We start from the raw sequence: 26,579 nt of genomic DNA on the forward strand, positions 1-26,579 counted from the left end.
CACTGGGAGTGTCCGAATGCCCTCTGAGTACGCCAAGTCGTTGGGCGCCCGCCTGCGCTCCATCCGCCAACAGCAGGGCCTGTCCCTGCAGGGGGTGGAGGAGAAGTCGAACGGGCGCTGGAAGGCCGTCGTCGTCGGCTCGTACGAGCGCGGCGACCGCGCGGTCACCGTGTCCCGCCTCGCCGAGTTGGCGGACTTCTACCGCGTGCCCGTATCGGAACTGCTGCCCGACGGCAGCGGCGTCCGGCACGAGCCCACGAACAAGATCGTCCTGGATCTGGAGCGGCTCTACGACGAGGTGTCCGAGGAGCTCGCCTACGTCGCCCGGTACGCCAGGGCGATCCAGCAGCAGCGGGGCGACTACAACGGCCGGGTCCTGTCGATCCGCGCCGACGACCTGCGGGCCTTGGCCATCGTGTACGACATCTCGCCGTCCGGCCTCATCGAGCGCCTGACCGAGGCCGGCGTACTCGTCGCCGACCCGAGGGCCTTCTTCGCGTCCTGAACCACCCCCGCACCACCAAAGGCACGTGGCCGGCCGGGCCACGTGCCTTTCGCGTTCCCGCGCCCCTTCGCTCCCCCGGCGCCGTACCCCGATCAAGGGCCCCTTCGCGCCGATCAAGGGCTCGCCGCGCCGATCAAGGGCTCGCCGCGCCGATCAAGGGCTCGCCGCGCCGATCAAGGGCTCGCCGCGCCGATCAAGGGCGAATGGTCGTGCTTTGATCTCCGATCCGCGGCCGTTTGCCCTTGATCGGCGCGGAATTCCTTGATCGGCGCACGCTGGGTGGGGCCGGCTGGCGGCATGCTGGGCTCAGCCCGCGCGGTGCGCGGCATAGCCGGCACGATCGTGGTGAGTAATTGCCCCTGGCGGGGCAATTACTCACCACAGTCACTCCCGCCCCTCCGCTCCGCGCCCTCGGCCGCCCGCACCCGTCTCCCCCGTCGATCAAGGGCGCAGAGAGTGCGAAGCGTGGGTGGGTTAGGGCTGGAGGCGCCACTGCGAGGGCGTGCCGTCGGACATGGAGCCGTCGTCGAAGCGGGTCACCGCCGGCGCCGGCCACCAACCGTCCGGGAACGCTTCGTGGTCCTCCAGCCGGCCGCGCAGCGTCGTGATCGTGTCGCTGACCCACTCGATGAGCGCCGCCGTGGCGGCCGCACCACCGGCGACGCCCGCGCACGCGGTGGCCACGCAGGTGGTCGCGAGGATGACGGCGGCCGGCGTGCCCACGCCGGAGCCGACGGCGATCCCGGCGCCGATCAGCTGGACCAGCGCCGAGGCGAGCGCGGCCGCGACGGCTGCCCACAGGCCGCAGATGCCGATCGCGAGCCGGGCGAGGGCCACGTCGACGTCGGCGCCGATGTCGCGCAGGGCGGTGAGCGCGGCGCGCTGGCGGGCCGCGGCCGCCTCGTACGCGCCGGCCGCCCGCCCCTGCCACTCGTACGCGGCGGCGAGGTGGTCTGGGTCGATCTTGCCGATGTGTTCGCTGAGCGGGCCGGCGAAGTCTTCGACCCAGCGCCGGCCGGTTTCCCAGACCCGCTCCGGCCGGCCCATCGGCTCGCTCAGCTCGGCGATCGCCGACAGCAGCCGCCGGACCAGGTCGCCGAAGGCGCGCACGAGGTCGAGCACCCCGTCGACCAGGAACGGCGCCAGCGCGCGGGCCGCCCGCACCGCGCCGTCGATCACCCGCTGGGCGGCCCGCCGGACCTGCTCGGTCAGCCACCACACGCGGGCCATCAACTCGTCGAAAGCGGGCAGCGGCATAGGCATCGTCACGGCTACCACGCCCCGAGCATGCGGTGCACGGCGTTGCGCTCGTCCCGCTCGTACCCGTCAGCGGCCGCGATCAGCGCGCCCGCCATCGCCGTGAACCCGGCCGCGCCCTGCGTCGCGAGCTCGGCCACTCGCCGCTGGAGCGCCGCGTACGTCTCCGGGAGGCCGACGATCTCGCTGAGGGCGCACATCTCGTTGGCGGTCAGGTCCAGCCGACCGACCACAGTGGACGCATGAGCGAGCGCGTCGGCCCAGTCGAGCCACTCGCGGGCGTCCGACCGCAGGGCTTCGATCGCGACCCGGATCTCCTCGTCGCTGGGCGAAAGCGGGGGCGGAGGCACGGTCGAGGACCGTACTCCCCCGGTCATGACCCGACAACCCCGAACAGCGGTCACGTGCCCGCCGCGCCTCCGCCGATCAAGGACTTCCGCGTCGATCAAGGGCGAATGGTCGTGGTTTGGAGATCAAAGCACGACCATTCGCCCTTGATCGACGGCAGAAAGGGCCCGGCAAGAGGGCCCGGCAAGAGGGCCCGGCGAAGAGGGCCCGGCGAAGAGGGCCCGGCGAAGAGGGCCCGGCGGAGGGCGGCGCGAACGGCGGCGCGAGACCTAGTGGTGGGTGAACTCTGCGATCCGGCCCAGCATGCCGTTGAGGAAGCGGGGCGAGTCGTCGGTGGACATCTGCTTGGCCAGCTCGACCGCCTCGGTGATGGCCACCGCGTCGTCGATCTCCTCGACGTACAGCAGCTCGTAGACGGCGATGCGGGCCAGGTTGCGGTCGACGACGGGCATCCGGTCGAGCGTCCAGCCCTCGGCGTAGCTGGCGATCAGCTCGTCGATCCGGTCCAGGTGTGTCGCCACGCCCTCGACCAGACCCATGGCGTACCCGAGGTGCTCGGGACGCGGCTGCTCGATGCGCTTCACGTACGCGTCGAGCACCTCGCCCGGGGCCATGTCGCGCATGTCCGCCTCGTACAGGACGTCGAGCGCCCGCTTGCGCGCCTTGCGGCGGGCGGGCATCTGCGACTTGGGGGCCTCAGGCACGGCCGAGGTAGCGCCCGTCGCGCGTGTCTACCTTGATCTTCTCGCCGGTGGTGATGAACAGCGGCACCTGCACGGTCGCGCCGGTCTCCACGGTGGCCGGCTTGTTGCCGCCGGTGGAGCGGTCGCCCTGCAGGCCCGGCTCGGTGTAGGTGACCTCCAGCACCACGCTGGTGGGCAGCTCGATGTAGAGCGGCACGTTCTCGTGGGTCGCCACGGTGGCCTCGGCCTCGGGCAGCAGGTAGCTCGCCGCCTCGCCGACGGTGCCGCCGGGCACGTGGATCTGGTCGTACGTCTGCAGGTCCATGAAGACGTAGTCGTCGCCGTCGGCGTACAGGTACTGCATGGTGCGCTTGTCGACGGTCGCGGTGTCGACCTTCGTGCCCGCGTTGAACGTCTTGTCGACCACCTTGCCGGACAGCACGTTCTTCAGCGTGGTGCGCACGAACGCCCCGCCCTTACCCGGCTTGACGTGCTGGAACTCCACGACGGACCACAGCTCGCCGTCGAGGTTGAGGACCAGGCCGTTCTTCAGGTCGTTGGTGGTGGCCATTTCCTGCCTTGTTCTTCATTCGTGGGGATTGACCCAGCAAGTCTACTGGTATCGGCGCGCGGACGCGGCGGACGCCCGCCGGTAACGAGCCGGCCAGCCGCCGGACGCATCGACGACACCCACCGCTGACAGCCTGCACCCGTGTTGACCAAGTGCCGCGCTCTGGGCCTGGGGGGCTCGGTTCTCCTCGCGGCGGGTGGCCTGGCCGCCGGCGCCCTCCCCGGGAAGGGTTCGGCATCATGCGCCGCCACCCCGGCTGGGGCGTCGTCGTCGCGTACACGGGACTGGTCCTGCTGATCACGGCCTGGTGGCGCGTGGGCAAGCTCCTGCCCGACGTGACGCCGCGCGACCTGATCCGGACGCTCGTGCTCTGGGCCGCACCGCTGCTGCTGGCTCCCCCGCTGTTCAGCCGCGACGTCTACAGCTACCTCGCGCAGGGCGCCATGGTCGGCGCCGGCCTCGACGTGTACGAGCTCGGGCCGGCCTCCTACGGCGGGCCGCTCGCCGCCGAGGTACCGGCCATCTGGCAGCACACCCCGACGCCGTACGGGCCGCTCTTCCTGCTCGTGGCGACCGGCGTGGCCGCGGCAGCGGGCGCGCACCTCGCGGTCGGTGTCCTCGGCATGCGGCTGATCGCGGTGCTCGGCGTGGCGCTGCTGACCGCCGTGCTGCCCGGTCTCGCCCGCCGCTGCGGCGTCGACCCGGCCGCCGCCCTGTGGCTGGGCGCGCTCAACCCGCTCGTGCTGGCCCACCTCGTCGCCGGCGCGCACAACGACGCGCTGATGCTCGGCCTGCTCGTCGCCGGCCTGGCCGCCGCGCAGGCGCGCCGGCCGGGCGTGGGCGCCGCGCTCATCGCGCTCGCCGCGCTGGTCAAGGCGCCGGCCGCGCTGGCGTTGCTCTTCGTCGGCGGCACCCGGTGGCGCGCCACCATCCACGCGGCCGCCGTCGCCGCGGCCACCACCGTCGCGGTCACCGCCGTTTCCGGTCTCGGGTACGGCTGGGTCGGTGCCCTGAATACCCCGGTGTCCCCGGAGAACTGGTCGCCGACGAGCGTGCTCGGCCGGCTCACCGGCGCCCTGCTGGGCACCGCGCACGCCGTGCCCCTGTGGCGCTGGACCGGTCTCGCGGCGGCCGTGGCGGTCAGCGCGGTCCTGTGGCTGCGCCGCCGCGAGCTGGGCCCGGTGTACGCGGTCGGGCTGGGCCTCGGCGCGATCGTCCTGTTCGGACCGGCGCTGCGCCCGTGGTACCTGCTGTGGGGCCTGGTGCCGCTCGCCGCCGCCGCGCCGGACGGTCGGGTGCGGCAGGTGGCCGCGGCGGCGTGCGCGGGCCTCGCGGTCGTGGTGCTGCCCAGCGGCTTCGCACCGGGTGCCGAGCAGGTGGCGCAGGCGCTGCTCGGCGCCACCGTCGCGATCGCCCTCCTGCTCCCCCGCCGCCCGCTGATCCCGGCCACCTCATGACGCGTCGTGCGCTGATCGTGGCGGGGCTCGCCGTCGCCACCGCGCTGTTCCTCGCGTACGTGCCGGCGCACCGCGGCTTCTTCGACGTCGGCGTCTACCACGGCGCGGTGCACTACTGGCTGCGCGACGGCGGCCAGCTGTACGACTACCTGCGCCCGCCGACGAACTACGGCTTCACGTACCCGCCGTTCGCCGCGCTGGTGCTCAGCCCGCTCGCGCTGCTGGACTGGCATCCGGCGATCGCGCTCAGCCTGGTGGTCAACGCGAGCGCCGGCGCGGCGCTGGTGTACCTGCTCGTCGACCCGGTCGCGCGCCGCAACGGCTGGCCGCGCGGGTTCGCGTTCGCGGTGGCGGCGTGCGCGGTGGCGGTGTTCGAGCCGGTCCGCGACACGTTCAGCTTCGGGCAGGTCAACCTCGTGCTGCTGGCCCTGGTGGTGGCCGACACCCGGCTGCTGCGCACGACCCGCTGGTACGGCGTGGGCATCGGCGTGGCCACCGCCATCAAGCTGACCCCCGGCATCTTCGTCCTCTACCTGCTGGTCACCGGCCAGCGGCGGGCCGCGGCGGTGGCGACCGGTACGGCGGCCGCCGCGACCTTCGTGGCCCTGGCGGTCGCGCCGGACGCGTCGCGCACGTTCTGGACCGAGGCGCTGTGGGACACCGACCGGATCGGCAACCTGGCGTACGTGTCGAACCAGTCGCTGCAGGGCGTGCTGGCCCGGCTCGATCCGGCTGCGCCCAGCCGGCTGGCTTGGCTGCTCGTCGTCGCGGCGGTGCTGGCCGTGTGGGGGTACCGGGTGCGCCGCGTCGACCCGGTGACCGGGGCGGCGCTGACCGGCGTGGTGGGCTGCCTGGTCAGCCCGATCACCTGGGTGCACCACCTGGTGTGGGTGCTGCCGGCGCTGGTGCTGCTCTTCGACCGCCACCGGCGGCGCTGGGCCGTGACCGCCTACGTCCTGCTGTGCAGCAGCGTGGTCTGGCTGTGGTGGGACGGCCGGGCGCCGGGCGCGTTCCTGGGCGCCAACGCGTACGTGTGGATCTGCGTGGCGCTACTGCTCGCCCTGCCGGCGCGCGAGGTGCTGCAGGGCCAGCACGTACCCGTCGACGCCGAGGCCGCAGATCACCCCGGTGGCCACCGCGGACACCACCGAGTGGTGCCGGAACTCCTCCCGGGCGTGGATGTTCGAGATGTGCACCTCGACGAGCGGGGCGCGCAGCATGGCGCAGGCGTCGCGCACCGCGTACGAATAATGTGACCAGGCCGCCGGGTTGAGCACGACGGCGGCCTGCTCGTCGGCGGCGGCGTGCAGCCAGCCCAGCATCTCGTGCTCGGCGTCGGTCTGCCGCACCTCGACGTCCAGGCCCAGCTCCTTGCCGGTCGACTCGCACAGCTCGACCAGCCCGGCGTACGACGTCAGCCCGTACACGTCGACCTGCCGCGAGCCGAGCCGGCCCAGGTTGGGTCCATTGAGGACGTAGACCTTCACGCCGATACCTCCGCGTACGCCGCTGCCAGCAGGCTGTCGTCCGGACCGTCCAGGGTGGACGGTTTGGCCAGGCCGTCGAGGACGACGAAGCGCAGCATCGAGCCGCGCGCCTTCTTGTCCACGCGCATCGTGGCGAGCAGGTCCGGCCACGCGTCGGCGCGGTACGACGTGGGCAGCCCCAGCGCCTCCAGCACCCGCCGGTGCCGGGCCGCGGTCGCCTCGTCCAGCCGCCCGGACAGCCGGCCCAGCGCGGCCGCGTACACCAGGCCCACCGAGACGGCGTGACCGTGCCGCCAGCCGTACTTCTCCACCTTCTCGACGGCGTGCGCGAGCGTGTGCCCGTAGTTGAGGATCTCGCGCAGCCCCGACTCGCGCAGGTCGTTCGAGACGACGTGCGCCTTGACCCGGATCGCCCGCTCGACCAGCTCCCGCAGGGTCCGCGCGTGCGTGGCCGTCACCGGGTCGCCTTCGATCAGGTCGAGGATCGCCGGGTCCGCGATGAACCCGCACTTGACCACCTCGGCCAGCCCGGCGACCAGGTCGACGTGCGGCAGCGTGTCCAGCAACGCCAGGTCGCACAGCACCCCGGCCGGCGGGTGGAACGCGCCGACCAGGTTCTTGCCGGCGGCCGTGTTGATGCCGGTCTTGCCGCCCACGGCCGCGTCGACCATGCCGAGCAGGCTGGTCGAGACCGGCACCCAGCGCACCCCGCGCAGCCAGCACGCGGCGACGAACCCGGCCAGGTCGGTGACCGCGCCGCCGCCGACCCCCACCACCACGTCGGTACGGGTGAACCCGGCCGCGCCGAGCTGGTCCCAGCAGTGCGCGGCCACGTCGACGGTCTTGCCGGCCTCGGCGTCGGGCATGTCGATCGGCAGCGGGGTCACGCCCGCGTCGGCGAGCAGGTGGGCGATCTCGTCCGCGTGCGGCTTGAGCGGCGGCGCGTACAGCACGGCCGCGCGGACCGCCCCGTCGACCAGCCGCGGCAGCTCACCGAGCAGCCCGCTGCCCACCAATACGTCGTACGCCCGCTCCCCGCCGACCGGGATCCGGGTCACCTCGTCGTTCTCGCTCATCGCGGCCCAGCCTAGCGGGGGCGCGACATCCACTCGTTCCAGGCCGCGAACGCCTCCTCGCCGGTCATGGCAGCGATCTCGTGCGGCTCGAGACCAGCGGTGTGCACGAGTTGCTTGTACAGCCACTCGGGCACCGGATCACTCGACGGCAGTGTGGGCGCGGGCGACGCCGAGCGGTCAAGGTCGACGATCGAGGCCATGAGGTCGGCGAGGCCGACCAGGTCGGGCCGCGCCGCGGCGGCCGCCTGGACTCTGCGGGTGGCCGCCGCATAGACCTCGTCGTTACGGCGGTGACCCACGGCCCAGATCTCGCACACCTCGATGGCTCTTCCCTCGTCGCGCACGCGGTAGACGATGCGGTAGGGGTTGCGGCCGACCACGAGCTTGCGAAAGCCGGTCAGCTCGCCTCCCAACGGCATGCCCGCGTGGACATCCGTTTCGAGAAGCGTCAGTTTCTTGAAGATCTGGCGGATGTCCTGGCGGCCGATGTGCCGGAGATCCTGCTCAGCTACTGCCCGTACGAAGTAGATCTCGACCGTCGGACGGCCGGTCACGGCTCGTCTTCCACGTCGTCGAGGTCGGCACGGGTAAGTCCGTAGGCCGCCAGCACATCGTCGAAGGAGATCCGGGCGCCGTCGTCCGTGGCGGCACGAGCCATGGCGAGCGTGAGGTCCCGCACGTCGTCCAGCACCCGCTCGATCCGCCTGATCCGCTGGATACTCACGATCGCGGCGACCGGCTGATTGCGCCGGGTGACCAGGATGTCATTGGCCTCGGCGTCGCTGATGATGCCCGCGACACCGCGCTGGGTCGCTTCGGTGACCGACACTTCCCGCGGATGATCCAGCACCGTCATGCGGAAAACTATACAGGTTTTCTATCCAGAACGTCAGCCCGCGGGTTGGCGATCGGCGAGGGCCGCGAGTTGGGTGGCGTAGGCGGCGACCGAGGCGCGTAGCTCGTCGGGGCGGAGCACGGTGAACGGCCAGCCGAGCCCGGCCAGCATGTGGGCCATGCCGTCCAGGCTGTTGGCGCGGCAGCGCAGCAGCACGCCGTCGGCCGACTCGCTCAGCTCGGCGATGGTGGGCGGGATGCGGCGCCGGGCCTGGTCGAGGTCCGTCTCCAGGAGCACTTCGACCTCCCAGGTGTACGGCACGCCGGCCAGCGAGCGGGTGACGTGCCCCACCGGGTCGAAGCCCTCGGGGACCTCGAACGTCTCGGTACCCGCGTCGACGGCGCTGATCCGGTCCAGCCGGAAGCTGCGGATCTCGCCGCGCCGGTGGTCGTGCCCGGTCAGGTACCAGCGGCCGGCGTGGAAGACCAGGCCGTACGGGTCGACGTCGCGCAGCGACACCCCGCCGCGCCAGGACCGGTACGTCAGCGACACCCGGTGCCGCGACCGGGTGGCGGCGCCGAGGGACAGCAGCGTGGCGGTGGCGGGCCGGGCGGCGCCCTCCTGCCGGGAGCGCAGGGTGAAGCCGAGGCTCTCCCGGACGGCCTCCAGCCGCGAGGCGAGGACGCCGGGCAGCACCCGCTGGATCTTCGCGAGGGCGACCCCGGTGGCGGGCGCCTCGGTGGCGAGCCCCAGTTGCTCGGCGGCCACGAGGCCGAGCACGACCGCGACGGCCTCGTCGTCGGTGAGCATCAGCGGCGGCAGCTTGTAGCCGGGGCGCAGGTGGTAGCCGCCGTACCGGCCGCGGTTGGCGGCCACCGGGATGCCGAGTTCGGCGAGGGTGCCGGCGTACCGGCGTACGGTGCGCTCATCCACGCCGAGGCGCGCGCCCAGGTCGGCGCCGGTCAGCCGGTGATGGGTCTGGAGCAGCTCGAGCATGCCCAGCACGCGCGAGGCAGGATGTGACACGGGTCACACTCCTTAATCGGGCGGAAAGCGTCCGGATTCGATCTTAGGTTGGCCGCATGACGACATTCGTACTGGTACCTGGGTTCTGGCTCGGCGCGTGGGCGTGGGACGAGGTGGCCGCATCGCTGCGCGCGGCCGGACACCGCGTCTACCCCGTCACTTTGACCGGAGTCGCGGAGAAAGCGCACCTCGCCACGCCGGAGGTTGATCTCGAAAGGCACACTCAGGACATCGTCCAGCTCATAGAAAGTGATGATTTGCGGGAGGTTGTCCTGGTTGCTCACTCCGGCGGTGGCATGCCGGTCACCCAGGCCGCGGACCGGATCCCGGAACGCGTCGCCCGCGTCGTGTACGTCGACAGCGGTCCCCTGCCGGACGGCGTCTCGCAGTTCGACACCCACCCGCCGGAGGAGCAGGAACGCCTGCGCGCGCTGCTCGGCGACGGGCACCTGCTCCCGCCGCCGCCGTGGGACCCGCTGGCCGACCCGGTCAACCTCGCCGGCCTCGACGCCGCCACGCTCGCCACCCTGCGCGAGCGGGCCACGCCGCATCCGCTCGGCGCGGCCACCCAGCCCGTCCAGCGCACCGGCGGCACGGGGGTGCCGGCTGCGCTGATCGCGTGCACCATCCCGCTGGAGCAGGTCGAGGCGATGCTCGCGCAGGGCCATCCGTTCTTCGCCGAACTGCGCGGCGCCCAGATCCGGGCACTGCCGACCGGGCACTGGCCGATGTTCAGCGAGCCCAAGCAACTGGCCGAGATCCTCGACGAGCTCACGGTTTGAGGAGAGTCAGCACCTCTGCGGCGATCTCTTCGGGGGTCCGGCCGTCGGTCGACACGGTAAACGTGGCGACCTGCTCGTACAGCGGGCGGCGCTGATCCATCAGGTGCTTCAGCGTCGCCCGTGGGTTGATCGCGAGCAGCGGCCGCCCGGCGCCCAGCCCGACCCGCTTGACCGCGTCGGCCAGGCCCACGGACAGGTAGACCACCGCGTGCCCGGCCAGCGCCGCGCGGGTCTCCTCCGCCAGGATCGCGCCGCCGCCGAGCGCCAGCACGCCGTCGAACGACGCCAGCGCCGTCACCACGGCGGCTTTTTCGAGGGTACGGAAGTGCGCCTCGCCGTCGTCGATGAAGATCTCGGAGATAGGCTTGCCGGCGGTCGCCTCGACGTCGGCGTCCGTGTCCCGGAACCGGGTGCCCAACTCGGCCGCCAGCAGCTCGCCGACCGTCGTCTTGCCGGCCCCCATCACGCCGACGAGGACGCAGGCGGGTCTCACCGGATCACCAGGTGGTCCAGGTAGCCGGCCAGGTTGCGGCGGATCTCGGCCACCGAGTCGCCCCCGAACTTCTCCGTCGCGGCCTCGGCCAGCACCAGCGCCACCATCGCCTCGGCGACCACCGCGGCGGCCGGAACGGCGCACACGTCCGAACGCTGGTTGATGGCGGTGGCCGGCTCGCCGGTGGAGACGTCCACCGTCGACAGCGCCCGGTTGAGCGACGAGATCGGCTTCATCGCGGCCTTGACCCGCAGCGGCTCGCCGGTGGTGATGCCACCCTCCAGGCCGCCGGCCCGGTCGGTGACCCGCTTGACGCCGCTGGCCGTCGGGATGATCTCGTCGTGCGCCACCGAACCGCGCGAGCGCGCCTGCAGCCACGCGTCGCCGATCTCCACGCCCTTGATGGCCTGGATCGACATCAGCGCGGTGGCGAGCCGGGCGTCCAGCTTGCGGTCCCACTGCACGTGGCTGCCCAGGCCCGGCGGTACGCCGTACGCGAGCACCTCGACCACGCCGCCCAGCGTGTCGGCGTCCCTCTTCGCGGCGTCGACCTCGGCCACCATCCGGGCGCTCGCCTCCGGGTCCAGGCAGCGCAGCGGGTCGGCGTCGACCCGCTCGGCGTCCTCCGGGCGCGGCTGCAGCCCGGGCTTGGCGGCCACCGAGCCGAGCTCGACCACGTGCGAGACGATCTCGATGCCGAGGGCCTGCTTGACCAGGGCCTTGGCCACGGTGCCGACGGCGACCCGGGCGGCGGTCTCCCGCGCGCTGGCCCGCTCCAGGATCGGCCGGGCGTCGGTGTGCCCGTACTTCTGCATGCCGGCCAGGTCGGCGTGGCCGGGGCGGGCCGGGTCAGCGGGGCGTTGCGGGCCTGGCTGGCCAGTTCCTCGGGGTCGACCGGGTCGGCGGCCATCACGGTCTGCCACTTGGGCCACTCCGAGTTGGCCACCCGTACGGCAACCGGGCTGCCCAGCGTCACGCCGTGCCGGACGCCGCCGATGATCTCCACGACGTCCTGCTCGAACGCCATCCGCGCGCCCCGCCCGTACCCGAGCCGCCGGCGCGCAAGCTCCAGCCCGATGTCAGCCGACGTCACCTCGACCCCGGCAGGCACCCCTTCAAGCAACGCCACCAGCGCAGGCCCATGAGACTCACCCGCAGTCAACCACCGCAACACGCCCGCCAGTCTGCCACCCCCCGTTGATCATGAACTTGTCCACGTCCAGCGGCTACCAGGATGCGGACAACTTCATGATCACTTGCCGAACAGGGCGGCGGACATCGCCTCACGCGGAGCCGGGGCCCGCCCGTGAAAAGTTCCCACTGGCCGATCGCCTGGGCCAACAACAGGTCCTTGCCGGAGACCACCCGGCAGCCGGCCTTCGCGGCGGCGGCGGCCAGGGGGTGGGCCAGGGGTCGTAGAGGGCCTCGAAGAGCACAGTGGACGGTCGCCACCGGACGGTCACGGCGAGCGGGTCGGCCACGCCCTTCGGCACGGTGGCGACGACCACGTCGGCTTCGGCGTACGTCGCGGCATCGGACCAGGGCACGCCCGCGAAGGGCACACCGACCGCCTCGGCGACCGGGCGCAGCTCCTCGACCGCCTCGGGCCGCCGCGCCACCACCGTCACGCCGGCGGCACCCATCTGGGCGGCCGCGGCGATCGCGGCGCGGGCCGTGCCACCGGCGCCCAGGACGGTGAACCGCGCATCGCCGGGGATGCCGGCCAGCACGTCCACCATGCCCGGCACGTCGGTGTTATCGGCGTACCACGAGCCGTCCGCACGGCGTACCAAAGTATTGGCGGCACCGACCGCGGCCGCGACCGGCGAGACCGCGGCGGCCACCGACAACGCCACTTCTTTCAAGGGCATGGTCAGCGACAGCCCGGCCCACTCCGGCCCGAGCGCGGCGACGCGCCCGGCCAGCTCGGACTCGGCGCACTCCACCGCCGTGTACGCCCAGCCGGTCAGACCGGCCGCGGCGTACCCGGCGTTGTGGATCACGGGCGACAGCGAGTGGGCGATCGGCTTGCCGAACACGGCCGCCCGATGGATCTCGGTCAAAGAACCCCGTTCTCCCGGGCGATGTCCTTGTTTCTCTCGTGCTGGTCGATGCTGTTGGTGAACGCCGATTTGCCGGTCTTGTCGATCGCCACGAAGTACAGCCAGTTGCCCTGCGGCGGCGCCATCGCGCCCTCGAGGGCGTGCTTGCCCGGGTTGTTGATCGGCGTCGGGATCAGGCCCTTGAGCTTGCGGTTGTACGGGTTCTTCGGATCGTCCAGTTCGGACGCGGTCATGTCCTTGGACGCCTTGATGGGCAAGCCCTTCAGCTCACGCCAGTAGTTGACGGTGACGTCCATCTCCAGGCAGCTGCACGGGAAGTCCTTGTACAGCCGGTTGTACGCCACTCGGGCGACCTTGCCCAGATCCTCCTGGATGCCCGCCTCGGCCTGGGCGAGCGACGCCACGATGAGCGCCTCGTACGGGCTGATGCTCAGCCCCTGCACCTTGTCGGCGAACTTGAGCTCGCCGGTCACGGTCAGGAACCGGTCGACCATCGTCCGCACGATGTCCACGGCCGTCCACTTAGGATCGATCTCGTACGTGTCGGGGAAGAGGAAGCCCTCGATCGACGGCGTCACCTTCTTGCCGTCGGAACGGGTGAACCACCAGTCCGGGATGCCCAGCTCCAGCGGGTCCTTCGCGGCGGCCTGGAACTCCTTCACCGGGATCTTCGTCTGCTTGGACAGCTCGGCGAAGATGGCCTTCGCGGAGAGCCCTTCCCGGATGAGGACGCCGTTGACCACCTTGTTCTTGAGGTCGAGCAGCATCCCCAAGGCCGCGGCGCCGCTCATCTGCTGCTTCACCTTGTACGTGCCCGGCTGGATGTTCTCGCTGCGGGAGTTTTCCCGGGCCGCGTCGATGAACGCCTTGGCGCTCTTGACCACACCCGCCGTCACCAGCGTGTTGCCGATGTCGGTCGCGGTATCGCCCTGCTTGATTTGAATGGTCACTTCGCCCGAACCGGCGCCTTCGTAGTCCGGTGTGGTGAAAAAGCTCTGTACCCGGTCAAACCCGTACCAGACGCCCGCACCCAGACCGCCGAGGAGCAGGACCACAACGAACATCGCGATCACGCTCTTACCCGCACCGCTACGGCGTTTCTTGGGCGTACCGCGCTTGCGTCCTCGTCGATGGCGCCACCGTTCGACGGGTTCATCGTCGAACGCCAGCTCCAGCTCGTCGATCATCTACGCTCGCCTCCGCTGCGCGTCTAGCCAGCCTTGCAGAATCTCCACCGCGGCGGCCTGGTCCACCACCGCGCGTTGGCGCTTTCCCCGCACGCCACGTTCGGCCAGCCTACGGGTTGCCGCAACGGTGGACATCCTCTCGTCGGCCAGCCGGACCGGAACCGGGGCGATCGCCCGACCCAGGCGCTCGACATAGGCCCTGACCTGCACCGCCGCGGGTCCTTCCTTCCCGGCGAGTGTCACCGGCAACCCGACTACGACCTCCACGATTTGATACGCATCTACAAGTCGCGCAAGTTCAAAGATATCGGAAGGCACGGCATCAATATCCGCATTCAGGTCCCGCTTGAGGGTCACGAGCGGGGTCGCGAGGATCCCGTCGGGGTCACATATCGCCACCCCAACACGCACAGTGCCCACATCCACACCCATGCGTACCCCTCGCTCCACCAGTCCCCTCCGCAGCCGCTTTCCGCGCTCTCCGCGCGCTTTGTCCGCGCCGATCAAGGATTTCCGCGCCGATCAAGGGCAAATGGTCGTGCTTTGATCTCCGAACCGCAACCATTTGCCCTTGATCGGCGCGGTTTTCCTTGATCGGCGCACCGCCGCGGCGGGCGTCCCGGACGTGAGTAGGGCGCCCCCATGCCCGCCATCGCGGGAACAGGGGCGCCCTACTCACGTAACCGGGAGCCCGACGCCGGGCGTCATACGGACGACAGGGACTTTTCCACCGCCACCAGCAGCGCGGGCGCCTCCGACGCGGGCAGGCCACCACCCTGGGCCAGGTCGGGGCTGCCCCGCCACGGCCGGACAGCGCGGCCTTGACCAGGTCGGACGCCGACACGCCCCGGCCGCGGGCCGCCGCGTTCACGGCCACCACAAGGGACGCCTTGCCGCCCGCGCGGGCCGACACCGCGACCACCGCCGGCCGAGCCGCGTCGATCTTGCCGCGGATCTCCTGCGCCAGCGTGCGTACGTCGTTGCCGCCCGCGCCCTCCGGCGCCTCGGTGCCCACGTACGCGATGCCGCCCACGTCCCGCGCCGACGAGGCCAGCGCCGCCGCTCCACCCAGGACGAGCTGGGCGCGCAGCTTCTCCAGCTCCTTCTCGGCGTCGCGCAGCTGCGTAACGGTCTGCTCGACCCGTTCGGCCACCTGGTCGTTCGGCACCCGGTAGAGCTCCGCGAGGCGGGACACCAGCAGGTGCTCGCGCGCCAGGTAGTCGAACGCGTCGATGCCCACCAGCGCCTCGACCCGGCGTACCCCGGAACCGATCGACGACTCGGAGAGGATCTTCACGAGGCCGAGCTGGCCGGAGCGGGCCACGTGCGTACCGCCGCACAGCTCCCGGGCGTAGTCGCCGACCTCGACGACGCGCACCTCGTCGCCGTACTTCTCGCCGAAGAGCGCCATCGCGCCCAGCCGCCGCGCCTCCGCCTGCGAAGTGATGAACGCGTGCACCTCCAGGTCGCCGAGGAGCACCTCGTTGACCTGCTGCTCCACGTCGTGCAGCACGCTCGCCGAGACCGCGCCCGGGGTGTTGAAGTCGAAGCGCAGCCGGCCCGGCGCGTTCAGCGAGCCCGCCTGGGTCGCCGTCTCGCCGAGGAAGTTACGCATCGTCTGGTGCACCAGGTGGGTGGCCGTGTGCGACCGGGAGATCGCCTTGCGTCGCCGCACGTCGATCTCCGCGTACCCGGTCTCGCCGCTGCGGACCTCGCCACGCACGACCCGCGCCTTGTGCACGATCAGGCCGGGAATCGGCTGCTGGACGTCGTACACCTCGACCTGGCCGTCGCCGACGGTGATCAGGCCGTAGTCGGGCTGCTGGCCGCCGCCCTCGGCGTAGAACGGGGTCACGTCCAGCACCAGCTCGATCTGCTCGCCCTCGCCGGCCGCCTGCAACGGCGTACCCCCGGCGCTCAGCAGCGACCGCACCCGGGCCTCCCGGGTGACCTCCTCGTAGCCGGTGAACTGGACCGGACCGCCGTCGTCCAGCGCCCCGCGGTACGCGGACAGGTCCGCGTGGCCGGTCTTGCGCGCGTGTGCGTCGGCCTTGGCCCGGGCCCGCTGGTCGGCCATCAGCCGCCGGAAGCCCTCCTGGTCGACCTGCAGACCCTGCTCGGCCGCGATCTCCAGGGTGAGGTCGATCGGGAAGCCGTACGTGTCGTGCAACTGGAACGCCTGGTCGCCGCTCAGCGACGCCCGGCCGGCGTCCTTCGCGGACGAGATGGCCGTGTCCAGGATCGTCGTGCCCGCCCGCAGTGTGGACAGGAACGCGTCCTCCTCCGCGTACGCGTACTGGGAGATCCGCTCGAAGTCGGTCGCCAGCTCCGGGTACGACGGCGCCATGCAGTCCCGCGCCACCGGCAGCAGCAGCGGCAGCGCCGGCTCCTGCCAGCCCAGCAGCCGCATCGACCGGATCGCCCGGCGCATGATCCGCCGCAGGACGTAGCCGCGACCCTCGTTCGACGGGGTCACCCCGTCACCGATCAGCATCAGCGCGGTACGCACGTGGTCGGCGATCACCCGCAGCCGTACGTCGTCCGGATGCGACTGGCCCGCCGCTTGACCGGAGTGGGCGCCGTACCGCTTGCCGGTCAGCTCCGCCGCGGTGTCCAGGATCGGCCGGACCTCGTCGATCTCGTACAGGTTGTCCACGCCCTGCAGCAGCGACGCGACCCGCTCCAGGCCCATGCCGGTGTCGATGTTCTTCTGCGGCAGCGGGCTGACGATCTGGAAGTCTTCCTTGCTGCGCACGTCGGTGATCTCGTACTGCATGAAGACCAGGTTCCAGAACTCCAGGAACCGGTCCTCGTCCACGTCCGGCCCGCCATCCGGCCCGTACGCGGGGCCGCGGTCCAGGTACAGCTCCGAACACGGGCCGGCCGGGCCGGGGATGCCCATGTGCCAGTAGTTGTCCTTCTTGCCCCGGCGGACGATCCGCTCCATCGGCAGGCCGACGACCTTGTGCCAGATCTCGATCGCCTCGTCGTCGTCGAGATACGCGGTCGCCCAGATCTTGTCGCCGTCCAGGCCGAAGCCGCCCGCCGACACCGGCTTGGTGGCCAGGTCCCACGCCAGCGTGATGGCGCCTTCCTTGAAGTAGTCACCGAACGAGAAGTTGCCGTTCATCTGGAAGAACGTGCCGTGCCGCGACGTCTTGCCGACCTCGTCGATGTCCGGCGTACGGATGCACTTCTGCACGCTCGTCGCCCGCTCGAACGGCGGCGTCCGCTGCCCCAGGAAGTACGGTACGAACTGCACCATGCCCGCGTTGATGAACAGCAGGTTCGGGTCGTCGATGGCGGGCAGCGGAGCGGAGGGCACCACCGAGTGCCCGTTGGCCTCGAAGTGGGCCAGGAAGCGCCGCTTGATCTCCGCCGTCTTCATCTGATGGTGCCTTCCTCAGAAATGTCGTCGTAGTCGTAGTCGTTGTCGTAATCCTCGATCGCCACACCCTCGTCGAATGCGGCGTGGATCTCGCGCTCCCGCTCGGCCATGCCGTCACGGACGTCATCCACGAAGCTACGCACGGACTCGACCAGCCCGCCAGCCGTTTCCGAGAGCGAGGCGGCGATGCCGCCGGGAGTGTAGGACTGGGCCCGTTGCGAGACCTTGCGCACGACGAGAGCGCCGACCGCGATCCCGATACCCAACCAGAGCAACCGCTTCATGGCTCTCATCCTTCCCCTTCTGCCTACCGTGCCGGGCGCCGGGGTCAGCCGCCGACCCGGCCCGACTTGCGCGCCGCGCGGGCCGACTTGCGCTGCTGCTTGAGGCTGGCCCGGACCTCGCGCTCCTCGTCGGCGTGCCGGCGCGCGGCCGTGGCGCGGCGCACGCCGTACCCGAACGCCGCGACCTTCACCAGCGGGTTGGCCGCCGCGGCGGACACCACGGTGGTCAGGTTGGCGACGTTCGCCGTCACGCTCTGGGCGTGGCCCGTCATGGTGTCGAGCTTGGCGAGCTGGACGTTCACGCCGTCCAGCGTGGTGTGCACCTGGCCCAGCGCGACGTTGACGCCCTCGACCGTGCTGTTGACGTTGCCCAGCAACGGTGCGGTCCGGTCGTTGAGGTCGTTGATCGCCCGCGTCGCGGCGTCCACTGTGTGCCGGAGCCGCAGGATCGGCACCGCCAGCACGAGCACGAGCATCAAGAACGCACCAGCCGCCACCAGCGCCGCGATCTCCACTGTGTCCTCCTCATACGGCCAACGTGCAGACCCTACCGTCAGTGACGGGCGCCGGCCTCACGACGGGGACGGTGTCGGCTCCAGCAACGGATCGTCCGTGAAGATCGGATCCGGGTCCTCGCCGGTGAGCGACGGGTCGGTGCTCGGGCCGGACTTCACGCGGTCGTCGGCGATGGCGTTGCGCACCTTGACCGACACCACCGAGCCCTCGCACTGGCTCGGCGCCGGCGTGGCCTCCGGCGTCGGCCCGACCGTCGGTCGCTGGCCCGCCGGATCGCACGCCGGCTGGCGTACCCACAGGTCGAGGGTCAGCTCGTCACGGGTCCAGCAGGTGTAGCTGCCCTCCACCGGTGCCTCCGGGCACAGCTTGGCCGCCTTCCAGCGCTGCCAGCCGGCCTCGGCGAGCGCCGCCTCGTACACCTTGGCGGTCTCCGCCGGCCCCTGCTGCGACTGCGCGGTCCGCTCCCGGAACCGGCAGTCCACCAGGCACCACCGGCTGCCGCTCACCGCGTCCTGCACGTCGACCGCGGCCCAGCTCGGCACGTTGAGGGCGTTCAGGGAGTTCAGCACCGGGTCGCGGGTGGCCGTCCGGATTCCGAAGTAGAGCGGCAGCGCGCCCAGCACCACCAGCGTCGCCACGACGAGCGCGACCAGGCGCCAGCGGCGCTGCTCCCGATCCTCCGCGCGCGCCGTCGGCCCCGACCGGCCGTCGAGGTCCGACTGCTCATCGGGTACGCCGTCCAGCACGTCGACCCCGACCCCGCCCGGAACCGCCGGCCGGGTCCCCCGGATGGTGGCGTCCGGCGGGGCGACCGAGGCGCGGGCGACCGCGACCCCATCGCCGTCCCGCCCGCCCGGCATGGCGGCGGGGCTCCCCGGCGGCACGGCCGGACTTCCCGGCGGCCCGGCAAGCGCACCCGGCGGCATGGCCACACCCGGCGGCGTAGCGACACCCGGCGGGATGGCCACACCCGGCGCCACCATGTCGCCCGGCGGGACGGTCGCGCTCCGGCCCATCGCCGCGCCGGGCTGCATGGGTCCGGAGGGCATGGGTCCGGCTGGCCCGCCCGGCGGCGGCGGTCCGGTGGGCGGGGCGGCCGGGCTGCCCGGCGGCACCCGGCCCGGTATGCGGCCCTGGCCCGGCAGGGGCACCGTGCCCCGTCCCGGCGGCGCCGGCGGCGCGACCGGAGCGGCGGCGGACGCCCGCGCGGGCCCGGCCATCCCCGGTCCACCCGCGGCTCCCGGTCCGCCCGGTCCGTCAAAGCCCCCGGTCCGCTTCTTCCGCCAGGCGCCCCAGGTCCGTCAAAACCACCCGGCCCGCTACGCCCGCCGGGCGCCCCCGGCCCCTCGAAACCACCCGGCCCGCTACGCCCGCCGGGCGCCCCCGGCCCGTCAAAGCCACCCGGTGCACCGCGGCCGGGTGCCCCAGGCCCGTCAAAACCGCCCGGCCCGCCCGGTGCCGCCGGGCCGCCAGGTCCACCTCGTCCGCCCGGTGCGCCGGGTCCGCCTCCGCCCGCTGCCCCGGGTCCGGCGAGTGCGCCAGGTGCGCCGAGTCCGCCAGGTCCGCCCGGCACGCCGGCCCGGCCGCGACCGCCGGAGGCGCCGGGCCGGCCCGGTCCGTCGAACCCGCCAGGCGCCGCAGGTCCCGCGGGCACGCCCGGACCACCAGGTGCGCCCAGCCCGCCCGGCTCGGCGGGTGGACGGCCGGGGCGGGCGGCCCCACGGGAACGCCCTTGGCCGGCCGGCGGCACCGCGCCCTGCCGGCCGGGTACGACGGGCGGTGCGACCGGGGCGGATCGGGCCACGGACGGGATCGAGCCGGAGTCTTCGTCGGGGCCGCGTACTCCGCGTACCCCCATCGGGTCGTCGGGGAAGGGGCGTCCCGGGGCCGCTCGACCGGCGCGCGGACGTCCGCCACCGGGCCCGGCCGGGCCCTCGTCCGGCCCACCCGGGCCGGCCGGTCCGTGGGCGCCGCGCGGCCCGCCCAGTTCGGCTGCTTCGCGTGGCAGGCCCGGCCCATCGGGACCCGCCGGTCCGCCCGGCCCACCCTGCCGGCGTCCGCGGCCCGGCCCGCCGCCGGGGACACCGCGGGCGCCCGGACCGGCGAGGTCACCGGTCCCGCCGGGGTCGCCCGGGCCGGCGGGAACGCCTCGCCCGGCCGGTCCACCGCGGCGGCGCTGCGTCATCTGCTCGTCCGGGTACTGCCGGCCACCGGCGGGCGGCTGCCCCGGCATCGGCGTGCGTGGCGGCGGGGCACCGGGCCCGGCCAGCTGCCCGTCGCGTTCGGCCCAGTCCGACGGCCGGGCCTGGTCGGCGCCGTCGGCCGGCGCTGCGGTGTCCACCCACCGGGCGCGGGCACCCCCGCCGGCCTGGTCGCTCCGGCCCTGGCGCGGACCGCCGGACCGGGCCCGGCGGCTGCCGCGGCTGCTCACGGTCGGGTCGGCGGAGTCGACCGGGCCGGCGCCGGCCACCGCCTCGGGCGCGCTGTCGGTGCGGCTCGGCAGGTTCGGTGCGGCGCCGGCGACCGGGAGGTCGGGGGCGGCCGCGACGGGGACCTCGGGAGCGTTGCCGGACATGGGCACCACCGGCTCCGCCGGCCGCGCCGACCCGAACGGCGGCGGGCCACCCGGCGGCTGCGGCCCACGCGGCGGCGGGCCCATCGACGGCTCAGGCCCACGCGACGGTGCGCCCATCGACGGCTCGGGCCCACGCGGCGGCGGGCCCATCGACGGCTCGGGGCCGCGCGACGGCGGGCCCATCGACGGCTCGGGGCCGCGCGACGGCGGGCCCATCGACGGCTCGGGGCCGCGCGACGGTGCGCCCAGGGGCGGCTCGGCGCCGCGTGGCAGCGGCGGTCCGCTCGGGCTCGCACCGCGCCGGACCGTGGTGACCTCGCCGTGCCGCGGCGGGACGGGGTCGGCGGGCCGAACCGCGGGCGGCTCGGCGTGCCGGGAGAGCGGCTGGTCGCCGTGCCGGCCGGCCGAAGGGTCGCCGTGGCGCGGACCGGGGTCGCCGGGGTGGACCGGGGCCGGCTCGCCACGCCGCGTGGCCGGCGGCTCGCCGTGGCGCGCGGGCATCGGCTCGCCATGGCGCGCGGCCGGTTCGCCGTGGCGCGACGGGACCGGCTCGCCGTGCCGGGGCGCGGGCGGCTCGCCGTGCGACGCCGGGATCGGCTCACCGTGGCGGGGCGGCATCGCGTCGCCGAAGCGCGGGGGCCCGGGGTCGCCGTGCCGGGGCGGGAGCGGGTCGCCGTGCCGGGCGGCGGGCGGCTCACCATGCCGGCCGGCCGAAGGGTCACCGTGGCGCGCCGGACCCGGCTCAGTGTGGCGGGACGGGAGCGGCTCGCCGTACCGGACCGGCTCGCCGTGGCGCGGCGGCCCCGCCTCCGGGGGCGCGGAATGCCGGGAGTGCGGTGGTTCACCGCCGGGCGGCGTGAAGCGCGACCCGGGTCCCGCCACGACCGGCGGGCCACCGTCGTGCCGCGGCGGTACGGGCGGACCGCCCTCGTGGCGGCCCACGGCGCCGCCCTCGTGCCGCCCCACCGGGCCCGGTCCACCGGAACGGCGGCCGGGCGGCGGGGTCGAGTCCATCCCGGACGGGCCGCCGGGGATGACGGGCGGCCCACCGGGAACGACCGGCGGGCCGGCGACCACTGGCGGGCCGGCGACGACCGGCGGGCCACCGTCGTGCCGCCCCGGACCGCCGGAACCGCGCCCGGGAGGTGGCGGCGTCGACGTATCGGCACCGGGCCGTCGCCCCGGTGGTGGCGGCGTCGACGCATCCACACCAGGTCGTCGCCCCGGAGGTGGGGGCGTCGAGGCCGACGTTTCCGGGCGGCGTCCGGAGGGCAGCGGGGTCGCGGGGCCCGCGCCGGGCGGGGGCGGGGTCGACGTGTCGGGGCGGCGGGGCGGCGCCGGGGTCCCCGGCCAGCCCTCCTCCGCCGCCTCGTCGTCGGCGGTGGGCAGCTTGGCGTACGCGGCGGCGCCCGGCCCGTCGGCACCGGGCCCGATGGCGGAGCGGTCCTGCTTGGCCGTACGCAGGTCGTCCAGCCAGCCGGTCTCCTCGCCGCTGACCTGCTCCTCGGCGGGTGGTTCCTCGCCCTTGCCCTTTCCCCACCGCTTCACCATCGCGCCTCGCCCCGCCGAGCGGCGCACGCAGTAGCCGACCTAAGCATCCTCACCTCGCACGATCCGGCGAAGTACGGGGAGGCGGGCGGCGACGGCCCGCTCCGATCCGTGCTCGCCGGGCCGGTAGTAGTCGGTGCCGGCCAGGTCGTCCGGCGGGTACTGCTGGGTGACGACCCCCGCGGGTCATCGTGGGGATAGCGGTATCCGGTGCCGTGCCCCAGCCCTCGGGACCCGGGGTAGTGCGAGTCACGCAGATGGCGTGGCACGGCCCCGCCCCGCCCGGCCCGTACGTCGGCGACCGCCGCGCCGATCGCCGTGGTGGCCGAGTTGGACTTCGGCGCGGTGGCCAGGTGGATCACGGCCTGGGCCAGGTTGAGCTGCGCCTCGGGCAGCCCCACGTACTCGACCGCGTGGGCGGCGGCGGTCGCCACCGACAGGGCGCTCGGGTCGGCCATGCCCACGTCTTCGCTGGCGAAGATGACAATGCGGCGGGCGATGAACCGGGCGTCCTCGCCCGCCACCAGCATCCGGGCCAGCCAGTGCAGGGCCGCGTCGACGTCCGAGCCGCGCATGCTCTTGATGAACGCGCTGGTCACGTCGTAGTGGGCGTCGCGGTCGTAGCGGACGGCGGCGACGTCGACCGCCTGCTCGGCCGTGGACAGGTCGATCTCGGTGGCCTCACGGGCCTTCGCCGAGGAGGCGGCCGCCTCCAGCGCCGTGAGCGCCTTGCGTACGTCGCCGCCCGCTAGGCGTACCAGATGATCCTCGGCGTCCGGCGAAAGGGTGACGGCCGCGCCGAGCCCGCGCTCGTCGGTGATCGCGCGCCGGACGAGCAGCCGCACCGCGGTCTCGTCGAGCGGTTGCAGGGTGAGCAGCACGCACCGGGACAGCAGCGGTGAAATGACCGAGAAGTACGGGTTTTCGGTGGTGGCCGCGAGCAGCGTGACCGTGCGGTCCTCGACCGCGGCGAGCAGCGAGTCCTGCTGGGTCTTGCTGAAGCGGTGCACCTCGTCGATGAAGAGCACGGTCGGCGGGCCGCCCGCCCGGCGCTCCCGCCGTGCCGTGTCGATCACCGCCCGTACGTCCTTGACGCCGGCCGACAGCGCGGACATCGCCACGAACCGCCGGTCGGTCGCCGCGGCGACCAGGTGCGCGATCGTGGTCTTGCCGCTGCCGGGCGGGCCCCACAGGATCACCGACATCGGCGTGGACCCGCCCACGAGCTGCCGCAACGGCGCACCGGGCGCGAGCAGATGGTCCTGGCCGACCAGCTCGTCGATGGTGGCGGGGCGCATCCGCACCGGCAGCGGGGAGTCGGCGCCCGGCGGGCTGAAGCCGCCGACGGCACCGCTCCCGGCCGGTGCGGTGCGCACGCCACTGTCGGCGAGCGAGAACAGGCCGTCGGTCTCCATCAACAAAGACAGTACCGGCCGGCGCTCACCCCCGGCCGGGACGGCGGCCGCGATACCATCTACCGCCGCCGCCCGTGGTGCCGCCGCGCCCGACGCCGGCGAAGTACAGGGCCAGCAGGAACAGCCCGATCAGCACCAGCGTGTTCCAGTTGAACAGGTCCGGTGCGCCCATATCGGTGTCGAGCAGGTCGAGTAGCAGGGCGAAGCCGAAGACAGCCGCCGCGACGATGGCGAGCATGAGGTCCTCCTATGTGTCGGGGGGACCTCGATATACCCCACGCGCCGCTACGCCACGCCTAGGCCGCCGGCGGCGGCGAGGACTTGGGCTTGGCGTCGACGCCGGCCTCGGTCCGCTGCTGCGGGGTGATCGGGGTCGGCGCGCCGGTGAGCGGGTCGTAGCCGCCGCGGGTCTTCGGGAACGCGATGACCTCGCGGATCGACTCGGCCCCGGCCAGCAGCATGCACACCCGGTCCCAGCCGAACGCGATGCCGGCGTGCGGCGGCGGGCCGTACTTGAACGCCTCCAGCAGGAAGCCGAACTTGTCGTTGGCCTCGTCCGGCGTGATGCCCAGCAGGTCGAACACCCGGCGCTGCACGTCGCCCCGGTGGATACGGACCGAGCCGCCGCCGATCTCGTTGCCGTTGCAGACGATGTCGTACGCGTACGCCAGGGCCTCGTCGGGCGCCTGCTCGAACCGGTCCATCCACTCCTCGTTGGGCGAGGTGAACGGGTGGTGCACCGCCGTCCAGCCGCCCTCCTCGGTGGCCTCGAACATCGGCGCGTCGACCACCCAGCAGAACGCCCAGGCGTCCTCATCGGCCAGGCCGGCGCGCTTGGCGATCTCGATCCGGGCCGCGCCGAGCAGCTCCTGGGCGCCGCGCCGGTCGACGCCGGCGGCGAAGAAGACCGCGTCGCCGGGCTTGGCTCCCACCGCGTCGGCGAGCCCGGCCAGGTGCGCCTCGCTCAGGTTCTTGGCGACCGGGCCGCGGGCCTCACCGGTCTCCGCGTCCAGCACCACGTACGCCAGGCCGCGCGCCCCGCGCGCCTTGGCCCAGTCCTGCCAGCCGTCGAGCTCCTTGCGGCTCTGCCCGGCCCCGCCCGGCATGACGACCGCGCCGACGTACCCGCCGGCCTCGATCGCGCCCGCGAACACCCGGAACTCGGTGCCGCGCAGGTAGTCGCTCAGGTCGGTCAGCTCGACGCCGTACCGCAGGTCGGGCTTGTCCGAGCCGTACCGGGACATGGCGTCGTGCCAGGTGATCCGCGGGATCGGCCCGCTGATCTCGTGGCCGGCCAGGTCCTGCCACAGCGCGCGCACGATCGACTCGCCCAGCTCGATCACGTCGTCCTGGGTGACGAACGACATCTCGATGTCGAGCTGCGTGAACTCCGGCTGCCGGTCGGCCCGGAAGTCCTCGTCCCGGTAGCAGCGGGCGATCTGGTAGTACCGCTCCATCCCGGCGACCATCAGCAGCTGCTTGAACAGCTGCGGGGACTGCGGCAGGGCGTACCAGGTGCCGGGCTGCAGCCGGACCGGCACCAGGAAGTCGCGCGCGCCCTCCGGCGTGGACCGGGTCAGCGTCGGCGTCTCGATCTCCAGGAAGTCGCGCTCGTGCAGCACCGTACGGGCGATCTGGTTGGCCCGCGAGCGCAGCCGGACCGCCCGCGCCGGGCCGGACCGGCGCAGGTCCAGGTAGCGGTACTTGAGCCGGACGTCGTCGCCCGCGTCGACGTGGTCGTCGACCGGCAGCGGCAGCGGCGCCGCCTCGGACAGGATCTCCAGGGTGGCCGCGTTGACCTCGACCTCGCCGGTGGGCAGCTCGGGGTTCTCGTTGCCGGCCGGGCGGCGCTCGACCGCGCCGGTCACCACGACGCAGAACTCGTTCCGCAGCGCGTGCGCGACCAGCATGTCTTCCCGGAAGACCACCTGGACCACGCCGGACGCGTCGCGCAGGTCGACGAAGATGACGCCCCCGTGGTCGCGCCGGCGGGCCACCCACCCGGCGAGCGTCACCGTCGTGCCGGCGTCCGCGGCGCGCAGGCTTCCGGCGTCATGGGTACGGATCACGGGTACATCTCCTTCATCTGGGTATCCGCGGACATTCTGTCAGCATTACCCGGCAGCGCCGATGCCACCCGCCCTGGTTAGCGCGGGATGTTCCAGGCCCGCGACCTGATCGTGACCGCGCCGTCGTCCGCGACCCCCGTGATCTCCACCAGCACCAGGCGCTGGTTGTCACCGCGCTCCTGGGCCGCCTCGAACGAGGTCGTCAGGCAGATCGCGGTGCCCTTGCGCGCCGGCACCGGCGCCTCGCCGAGCGGCGACGTGCGGATGGCCTCGGCGCAGTCATGCGGGGTCCGCCCCGGGCTGGCCGACGTACTGCCCTCCACACCGCTCCACAGCTTCAGGAAGGACGGCCCGCTGCAGGAGGTGTTCAGCACGAGGTCGGCGCCGGCGCTGCCGACGTTGGCCCGCGGCTCATCGAGGTCGGCGTACATCTGGTCGCTGCAATTGGTCGTCTTCAGCGTCAGCGTCTCACTGTCGTACTTGACGGTGTAGACCGTGCGCTCGTCGAGCGGCGGCGCGCCGGTCCCGCTGGGCGTACCGGGATCGACCGGGGCGTCGGTGGGCGCCGCGTCCGCGGGCGCCGCGTCCGACGGTGGCGCGGCGGACACCGGCAGCGGCTGCGTGGCCCCCGGGGCCGTCCCGCTCCCGCCGGCGAGCGCGAACTGCTTCGCGTCCGCCGCCTGGTCCACGGCCCGCCACGCGGCCATCAGCGAGCCCAGCGCGACCAGCAGCGCCAGCACCGCCACGCCGAGGGCGACGAGCGTCATCCGGGACCGCCCGCCCGGCGGCGCCGGCGGCACCGAGAAGGGCACCGCCGGGGACGACAGCGGGGCGGACAGGATCGGCGGTGGCGCCGGTGGTGGGGGCGGCGTCGCGCGGCCCTGCGGCGGCGCCGGCGGGAACGGCGGGTACGCGCCCGGCGGCGACATCGGCGCGGTGGGAATCATCGCGGGCGGGCGGGGCGGGGGTACCGGGGAATTCGGGTCTGGTGCGGTCACGGCGCATTTATCGCAG

Annotated in this window: 23 protein-coding genes and 5 pseudogenes; 5 read left to right on the plus strand and 23 right to left on the minus strand. The window is 73.3% G+C overall.

Annotated features, from left to right (window positions below; genetic code table 11):
- Positions 1–16: 16 nt before the first annotated feature.
- Positions 17–505, plus strand: a complete 489-nt coding sequence (gene bldD / locus Prum_RS07855; RefSeq protein WP_173075226.1) for a transcriptional regulator BldD — start codon at positions 17–19, stop codon at positions 503–505.
- Between the two features lie 474 nt (positions 506–979).
- Here bldD and Prum_RS07860 read toward each other — a convergent pair whose 3' ends face one another.
- From Prum_RS07860 to efp, 4 genes are all read right to left on the minus strand, one after another.
- Positions 980–1,783, minus strand: a complete 804-nt coding sequence (locus Prum_RS07860) for a hypothetical protein (RefSeq protein WP_173075228.1) — start codon at positions 1,781–1,783, stop codon at positions 980–982.
- Entirely contained in the window at positions 1,777–2,112 is a 336-nt protein-coding gene (locus Prum_RS07865) for a hypothetical protein (protein ID WP_173075230.1), read from the minus strand. The genes Prum_RS07860 and Prum_RS07865 overlap by 7 nt, the downstream gene beginning before the upstream one ends.
- Before the next feature lie 267 nt (positions 2,113–2,379).
- On the minus strand, positions 2,380–2,790 hold the full coding sequence (gene nusB, locus Prum_RS07870; protein ID WP_173083516.1) for a transcription antitermination factor NusB: 411 nt from the start codon (positions 2,788–2,790) through the stop codon (positions 2,380–2,382).
- Positions 2,791–2,806: 16 nt separating this feature from the next.
- Positions 2,807–3,364 (minus strand): elongation factor P, encoded by a 558-nt coding sequence (gene efp, locus Prum_RS07875; protein ID WP_173075232.1) that lies wholly within the window; start codon positions 3,362–3,364, stop codon positions 2,807–2,809.
- A gap of 239 nt (positions 3,365–3,603) precedes the next feature.
- Here efp and mptB point away from each other — a divergent pair, with 239 nt between their 5' ends.
- Positions 3,604–4,821 (plus strand): polyprenol phosphomannose-dependent alpha 1,6 mannosyltransferase MptB, encoded by a 1,218-nt coding sequence (gene mptB, locus Prum_RS07880; RefSeq protein ID WP_218577137.1) that lies wholly within the window; start codon positions 3,604–3,606, stop codon positions 4,819–4,821.
- Positions 4,818–5,672, plus strand: a pseudogene (locus Prum_RS07885) (glycosyltransferase family 87 protein); the annotation flags it as partial. The gene mptB and the pseudogene Prum_RS07885, both read left to right, overlap by 4 nt.
- A gap of 198 nt (positions 5,673–5,870) precedes the next feature.
- Here Prum_RS07885 and aroQ read toward each other — a convergent pair.
- Genes aroQ through Prum_RS07910 form a run of 5 tightly spaced genes read right to left on the minus strand, consistent with a single transcriptional unit; the run spans position 5,871 to position 9,245 of the window.
- A complete protein-coding gene (aroQ, locus tag Prum_RS07890; protein ID WP_173075234.1) occupies positions 5,871–6,308 on the minus strand; it encodes a type II 3-dehydroquinate dehydratase in 438 nt (145 codons plus the stop codon).
- Entirely contained in the window at positions 6,305–7,384 is a 1,080-nt protein-coding gene (gene aroB / locus Prum_RS07895; RefSeq protein WP_173075236.1) for a 3-dehydroquinate synthase, read from the minus strand. The genes aroQ and aroB overlap by 4 nt, the downstream gene beginning before the upstream one ends.
- A gap of 11 nt (positions 7,385–7,395) precedes the next feature.
- Positions 7,396–7,938: a type II toxin-antitoxin system RelE family toxin gene (locus tag Prum_RS07900; protein ID WP_173075238.1), complete on the minus strand. Its 543-nt coding sequence runs from the start codon at positions 7,936–7,938 to the stop codon at positions 7,396–7,398.
- Positions 7,935–8,240 carry a prevent-host-death family protein gene (locus Prum_RS07905; RefSeq protein WP_173075240.1) on the minus strand — a complete coding sequence of 102 codons (306 nt, stop codon included), beginning with the start codon at positions 8,238–8,240 and terminating at the stop codon, positions 7,935–7,937. The genes Prum_RS07900 and Prum_RS07905 overlap by 4 nt, the downstream gene beginning before the upstream one ends.
- Before the next feature lie 33 nt (positions 8,241–8,273).
- Positions 8,274–9,245: a helix-turn-helix transcriptional regulator gene (locus Prum_RS07910; protein ID WP_173075242.1), complete on the minus strand. Its 972-nt coding sequence runs from the start codon at positions 9,243–9,245 to the stop codon at positions 8,274–8,276.
- Positions 9,246–9,301: 56 nt separating this feature from the next.
- Here Prum_RS07910 and Prum_RS07915 point away from each other — a divergent pair, with 56 nt between their 5' ends.
- Positions 9,302–10,027, plus strand: coding sequence for an alpha/beta fold hydrolase (locus Prum_RS07915; protein WP_173075243.1), 726 nt, complete (start codon positions 9,302–9,304; stop codon positions 10,025–10,027).
- Here Prum_RS07915 and Prum_RS07920 read toward each other — a convergent pair.
- From Prum_RS07920 to Prum_RS53660, 10 genes and pseudogenes are all read right to left on the minus strand, one after another.
- Positions 10,017–10,520 (minus strand): shikimate kinase, encoded by a 504-nt coding sequence (locus tag Prum_RS07920; RefSeq protein ID WP_173075245.1) that lies wholly within the window; start codon positions 10,518–10,520, stop codon positions 10,017–10,019. The two genes, Prum_RS07915 and Prum_RS07920, sit on opposite strands and share 11 nt — an antisense overlap.
- Positions 10,517–11,694, minus strand: a pseudogene (gene aroC / locus Prum_RS07925) (chorismate synthase). The gene Prum_RS07920 and the pseudogene aroC overlap by 4 nt, the downstream one beginning before the upstream one ends.
- 78 nt (positions 11,695–11,772) lie before the next feature.
- Positions 11,773–12,559: pseudogene (locus Prum_RS07930) on the minus strand (shikimate dehydrogenase).
- 20 nt (positions 12,560–12,579) lie between these two features.
- Complete coding sequence (gene mltG / locus Prum_RS07935; RefSeq protein ID WP_173075247.1) at positions 12,580–13,770, minus strand: endolytic transglycosylase MltG; 1,191 nt, start codon at positions 13,768–13,770, stop codon at positions 12,580–12,582.
- Complete coding sequence (gene ruvX, locus Prum_RS07940) at positions 13,771–14,202, minus strand: Holliday junction resolvase RuvX (RefSeq protein ID WP_173075249.1); 432 nt, start codon at positions 14,200–14,202, stop codon at positions 13,771–13,773.
- A 272-nt stretch (positions 14,203–14,474) separates the two neighbouring features.
- Positions 14,475–17,158: pseudogene (gene alaS / locus Prum_RS07945) on the minus strand (alanine--tRNA ligase).
- A complete protein-coding gene (locus Prum_RS07950) occupies positions 17,155–17,442 on the minus strand; it encodes a hypothetical protein (protein WP_173075251.1) in 288 nt (95 codons plus the stop codon). Before Prum_RS07950 ends, alaS begins: the two are co-directional and overlap by 4 nt.
- Positions 17,443–17,486: 44 nt before the next feature.
- Complete coding sequence (locus Prum_RS07955) at positions 17,487–17,957, minus strand: DUF948 domain-containing protein (RefSeq protein WP_281368865.1); 471 nt, start codon at positions 17,955–17,957, stop codon at positions 17,487–17,489.
- Between the two features lie 57 nt (positions 17,958–18,014).
- Positions 18,015–18,701: a hypothetical protein gene (locus Prum_RS54990; protein ID WP_173083520.1), complete on the minus strand. Its 687-nt coding sequence runs from the start codon at positions 18,699–18,701 to the stop codon at positions 18,015–18,017.
- A gap of 514 nt (positions 18,702–19,215) precedes the next feature.
- Complete coding sequence (locus Prum_RS53660; protein WP_173075253.1) at positions 19,216–20,124, minus strand: hypothetical protein; 909 nt, start codon at positions 20,122–20,124, stop codon at positions 19,216–19,218.
- 71 nt (positions 20,125–20,195) lie between these two features.
- On the opposite strand from Prum_RS53660, the gene Prum_RS07970 reads away from it, so the two are divergent.
- Complete coding sequence (locus Prum_RS07970) at positions 20,196–22,118, plus strand: hypothetical protein (protein WP_173075255.1); 1,923 nt, start codon at positions 20,196–20,198, stop codon at positions 22,116–22,118.
- A gap of 20 nt (positions 22,119–22,138) precedes the next feature.
- Here the strand turns inward: Prum_RS07970 and Prum_RS07975 are convergent.
- The 4 genes and pseudogenes from Prum_RS07975 to Prum_RS07990 form a co-directional block, all read right to left on the minus strand.
- Positions 22,139–23,496, minus strand: a pseudogene (locus Prum_RS07975) (replication-associated recombination protein A); the annotation flags it as partial.
- A gap of 25 nt (positions 23,497–23,521) precedes the next feature.
- A complete protein-coding gene (locus Prum_RS07980; RefSeq protein ID WP_173075257.1) occupies positions 23,522–23,734 on the minus strand; it encodes a hypothetical protein in 213 nt (70 codons plus the stop codon).
- A gap of 58 nt (positions 23,735–23,792) precedes the next feature.
- Complete coding sequence (gene aspS / locus Prum_RS07985; RefSeq protein WP_173075259.1) at positions 23,793–25,565, minus strand: aspartate--tRNA ligase; 1,773 nt, start codon at positions 25,563–25,565, stop codon at positions 23,793–23,795.
- A 77-nt stretch (positions 25,566–25,642) separates the two neighbouring features.
- Positions 25,643–26,563 carry a hypothetical protein gene (locus Prum_RS07990; RefSeq protein ID WP_173075261.1) on the minus strand — a complete coding sequence of 307 codons (921 nt, stop codon included), beginning with the start codon at positions 26,561–26,563 and terminating at the stop codon, positions 25,643–25,645.
- Positions 26,564–26,579: the final 16 nt, after the last annotated feature.

Source organism: Phytohabitans rumicis, from assembly GCF_011764445.1.
GTDB lineage: Bacteria > Actinomycetota > Actinomycetes > Mycobacteriales > Micromonosporaceae > Phytohabitans > Phytohabitans rumicis.

Bases quoted from the DNA above. Each gene is read 5' to 3' on its own strand.
- Prum_RS07980 (WP_173075257.1), bottom strand. From the start codon at position 23,734: ATGCTCGCCATCGTCGCGGCGGCTGTCTTCGGCTTCGCCCTGCTACTC.
- Prum_RS07915 (WP_173075243.1), top strand. From the start codon at position 9,302: ATGACGACATTCGTACTGGTACCTGGGTTCTGGCTCGGCGCGTGGGCG.
- ruvX (WP_173075249.1), bottom strand. From the start codon at position 14,202: ATGGGTGTGGATGTGGGCACTGTGCGTGTTGGGGTGGCGATATGTGAC.
- Prum_RS07950 (WP_173075251.1), bottom strand. From the start codon at position 17,442: ATGAAGCGGTTGCTCTGGTTGGGTATCGGGATCGCGGTCGGCGCTCTC.
- mltG (WP_173075247.1), bottom strand. From the start codon at position 13,770: ATGATCGACGAGCTGGAGCTGGCGTTCGACGATGAACCCGTCGAACGG.
- efp (WP_173075232.1), bottom strand. From the start codon at position 3,364: ATGGCCACCACCAACGACCTGAAGAACGGCCTGGTCCTCAACCTCGAC.
- nusB (WP_173083516.1), bottom strand. From the start codon at position 2,790: ATGCCCGCCCGCCGCAAGGCGCGCAAGCGGGCGCTCGACGTCCTGTAC.
- mptB (WP_218577137.1), top strand. From the start codon at position 3,604: ATGCGCCGCCACCCCGGCTGGGGCGTCGTCGTCGCGTACACGGGACTG.
- Prum_RS07905 (WP_173075240.1), bottom strand. From the start codon at position 8,240: ATGACGGTGCTGGATCATCCGCGGGAAGTGTCGGTCACCGAAGCGACC.
- bldD (WP_173075226.1), top strand. From the start codon at position 17: ATGCCCTCTGAGTACGCCAAGTCGTTGGGCGCCCGCCTGCGCTCCATC.
- aroB (WP_173075236.1), bottom strand. From the start codon at position 7,384: ATGAGCGAGAACGACGAGGTGACCCGGATCCCGGTCGGCGGGGAGCGG.